We start from the raw sequence: 3,940 nt of genomic DNA on the forward strand, positions 1-3,940 counted from the left end.
AGGCTTGCGCATCGAAGTCCGATCGCAGCGGCACCGGAGCAGCCATCGCATCCTCCTCAGGCTCCAAACCCAGGAATGAATCACGACCGAGATGCCGACGCTACCCCGCGTGAGTCCTGCTCAGCGAGGCTTGGTATAAGCATTCAGAACGTCTGCTTCCATGCCCTTTATGACGGAAATCGGACTGATGAAAATCTACCCATTTCGGCCGCGGTTCATCGCCAAATCGAGCAGCCTGCGAGCGGACGTTCCCAGCTTCTGCAAAGCGTTGTTCGCAGGAATCGTAGCTGTACGAAAAAATATCGTAAACCTGACATCCAAACATGTTAGGAGAGGCTGTTAGCATTTCAAGTCTGCCAATCTATGAATTAGAGCGGTTTCCACTTACTCCGGGTCGTAACCGGCGGCAGCGAAGTAGTTTGCGCACTCGGCTGGAGTGAACGCGTCGAGCAGATTGCCGACGACAGTCCAGAGCCGCTCGGCCGCTTTGCGCGGCAGCGCCTTGAGCTTGGAGAAGGCCATCTCGATTGATGGTGTGGATGGCTCCTGCTCCCGGGTTTGCGTTGGGGCATAGTCGGGATGTTGTCGCCTCACGCTGAGGAGCCACCCATGTCCGAGCTTACCTTGCGAAGAGCGTTTTCCAAATCCACGGTGTCGATGAAAGCGGTCGTGTTCTCGTGCGTCGCCAACTGCGTCGAAGTCAGTTGCTCGCGTTTTTCGAGAAACTGCCGCGATGCCTGATCGGCATGGAGGCCTGCGGGGGCGCTCACGACTGGGCGCGGAAGCTTCAGGAACTGGGGCATGACGTCCGCCTGATGCCGCCGTCTTACGTGAAGCCCTACGTGAAGCGCGGGAAGACGGACGCAGCCGACGCGGCCGCTATCTGTGAAGCGGTCACGCGTCCCTCCATGCGGTTCGTTGCCGTAAAGAGCGAAGCCTGCTCGTCGGTCCTGGTCATCCACCGCACGCGGGATCTTTTGGTCCGCCAGCGCACGCAGATCTGCAACGCGATCCGCGCCCACATGACGGAGTTCGGCGTCATCGCAGCGAAGGGGGCGCAGAACGTCGACCGTCTACGAACGCAAATGCATCAGCTGCCGGAAGCGGCTCGATTGCCCGTCAGCCTTCTCTTCGAGCAGCTGGTCGACACCGACACGCGGATCGAGCGGTCGACGCGTGAGATCGAAGCGGCTCACGCCCAAAGCGAGACGAGCCAGCGTCTGGCGACGATCCCGGGCGTCGGCAAGCTCTCGGCGACGATCATCGCAGCGACGACGCCGGACGTCGGCAACTTCGACTGCGCGAGGGACTATGCCGCCTGGCTCGGCCTGACCCCCAAGCCACATTCCACCGGCGGCAAACAGAGGATCGGACGGATCTCGAAGATGGGCAACCGGTATATTCGGCGGCTGCTCTATCTGGGCGCCATGTCGCAGATCATGGCGAGATCCAGGTGCGGTCCGAGGCAGGATTGGCTGTCCGACATGCTGGTCCGAAAAAAGACGAAAGTCGCCGCCATCGCGTTGGCGCATCGCATGGCAAGAACGATCTTTGCCGTCCTCAGGGACGGATCACGCTACCAGCCGCAGGCGATTGCTGCCTGAATGGCTGAACGAACGGTCAGGGCGACGTGAGGTGATGGCGAACGAACGGAGAGGAAGAACCAGGACACCCCGATCAATCCGGAGCGCTTTAAGCGCGCTCGATTGAGTGGGACCTGTTCTCCAAGCGGACTTCATCAGGGCGCGCAGCGATCCCGCTGCAGATCAGACGCCGTATACATGGCCGCAGCCGACCAGTTCACCCAAACCGATCGCCATCCTTGACCCGCAGGAGCCATCCATACACGGRTTGAAGTCGGGCGAGTAGGCCGGGAGGTAAAGCAGCCGGACCCCGACCGCCTCGATGCGTTCGCGGATGCCGCTGACCTTGTGGGCGGGCAGGTTGTCGAGGATGACGGTGTCGCCGCGCCTGAGGGTTGGGGCGAGCACCTGCTCGACGTAGGCTAGGAACCAATCTCGCGTCATCGGCCCGTCGAGCACCATGGGCGCGCTCATCCCCGACAGGCGCAAGCCCGCAACGAACGTCGTCGTGAGCCAGTGGCCATGCGGGATGCCCGAGCGTAGGCGCTGACCGCGAGCACAGCGACCGCGCAGGCGCGCCATGCCGGGTGGAGAGGCCGGTCTCATCGATGAAGATCAGGCGCTCAGGATCGAGGTCAGGCTGCGCGGCAAACCACGCCTCGCGCGCTTGGGCCACGTCGGGGCGATCCTGCTCGGTCGCGTGCACCGACTTTTTTTCCACGTGACTGCCCGGCGGGCGAAGAACCGCCACAGCGTGCCCAATCCGACCGAGACTCTACGCTCGGTACGCAGGCGCTCCTGCATCTCGGCAAGCGTGATGTCGCTGCGCGGTCCTTCGGTTCGTCCTTCTCAACGATGAGGGCGAACAGGAAGGCTTCGTGCTCGTCGAGCTTGGAGCCGGGTGGACGGCCCTGACGCCGAGCCCGCGTTTCTCCTGTCGTCCTCGCATGCGCGGCCCAGCGGATCACCGTAGCGACGCCGCCCCGATAGCGCAGGGCCGCGGCCCGGCGGGACAGACCTGCTCCCACCGCGTCCAGGACGCGAACACGCAGATCGTGACTGTAGGCACGGGCCATGGCGATCTCCCTGACGAACCTTCAAGGATCAACGCTCACCTCGCCGCAACGACTCAGGGATCGTGGAAAACACTCTAATTCAAAAGTTCTGATGAGGTGATAACTGCTTGAAACTCAGCTTTCGTTCACAGCACGAAGTCAGAGGCGTGAAGGACGAATTTAGTTACCACGTCGATGGCGAAATCAATTTTTCCATCGCCGTTTACGTCCGCCTGTACTTGGCCGCCGGTGCTACCCGAGTAGAACCGGAGTTCACCGGCGTGTTTCGTGAAATCGCCTTCTCCGATCCAGGTGAACGCGTCGTGCGCACTTGTTAGCGTATCGGCGTCGATTAGGTGAAGATCAATCTTGTCCTCACCTTGAGTGAAGTCGCCGATGTAATCTCGATCTTTCGCCCCAGCGGTGCTGTCGCTGAGCTTCTCAAACTGGAAAGTATCGTGTCCCGTTCCTCCGTAGAGGATGTCCTTGCTTTTCCCACCAACCACCACATCGTCGCCGGCGCCCCCTCTGAGGCCATCAGTCTTGCTGCTACCCAGGATCAGTTCACCGGCGGACGTTCCAGTCACATAACCACCTGATACGGGCGCTTTGAGTATCAAGCTCGAATCAGCGCTGGGCGAGGGAGTTGCGGGTTCGACCGGCTTGGTTGGCGCTGGCAGAGGTGTCTTACCGGGAGTTGCAGAAACTGGAGACGGCGTCGATGCACTGGGTGCCGGCACAGTTGTAAGCTCAGACCCTTTCGCAGCCAGGATGAAGTCGCTCGTATTCAGGGCGACTGTGCCAGTGAGGTTTAGATTGAAGTCAGCTTTCAGGTCGCCGTCGGTGTCGACTTGGACTGTGATAAGGCCGTTGTTCGTCTCGTAGCGCAGCTGCCAGTCGTGACCCGTAAAGCTTTCCGAGCCGAGCCACTGCCAGTCCGACTCGGACCGCGGCGCGCCCGCAAGCGTTGCCAGATCGATCCGGTCTGTGCCTTGCGTGAAGTCCGTGATCCGGTCGATGCCGTCGCTCGTCAGGGATGTGTAGACGAATACGTCCTTGCCGGCGCCCCCGGTGATGTAGTCGCGCCCGCCGCCGCCAATGATCACATCGTCTCCACTCCCGCCCTTGATGAAGTTGGAGCCGCCGCCACCGAGGATGTAGTCGCCTTGGTCGGTGCCCGTGATGACCGCACGGGCAGAGGCGGCGGCAATCTTGTTGAGGGCCGATAGGTTAGGCAGCGCGCCGATGGCTTCCTGACCCGGAGCGACGGGCCGCCCGCTGGCATGCATGTTGTCGGCGTAG

1 protein-coding gene and 3 pseudogenes are annotated in these 3,940 nt (G+C 61.6%); 1 reads left to right on the plus strand and 3 read right to left on the minus strand.

Going from position 1 to position 3,940, the window contains the following annotated elements:
* Nucleotides 1–384: 384 nt before the first annotated feature.
* Nucleotides 385–528, minus strand: a pseudogene (locus ASG51_RS24265) (IS630 family transposase); the annotation flags it as partial.
* A gap of 95 nt (nucleotides 529–623) precedes the next feature.
* Between ASG51_RS24265 and ASG51_RS15095 the strand changes: the two are divergent.
* A pseudogene (locus tag ASG51_RS15095) lies at nucleotides 624–1,604 on the plus strand (IS110 family transposase); the annotation flags it as partial.
* Between the two features lie 243 nt (nucleotides 1,605–1,847).
* Here the strand turns inward: ASG51_RS15095 and ASG51_RS25135 are convergent.
* Nucleotides 1,848–2,659, minus strand: a pseudogene (locus ASG51_RS25135) (IS630 family transposase); the annotation flags it as partial.
* A 125-nt stretch (nucleotides 2,660–2,784) separates the two neighbouring features.
* The coding region (locus ASG51_RS25370) for a M10 family metallopeptidase C-terminal domain-containing protein (RefSeq protein WP_200941352.1) at nucleotides 2,785–3,940 on the minus strand (1,156 nt) is incomplete at its 5' end.

Source organism: Methylobacterium sp. Leaf465, from assembly GCF_001424705.1.
Taxonomy (GTDB): Bacteria; Pseudomonadota; Alphaproteobacteria; order Rhizobiales; family Beijerinckiaceae; genus Methylobacterium.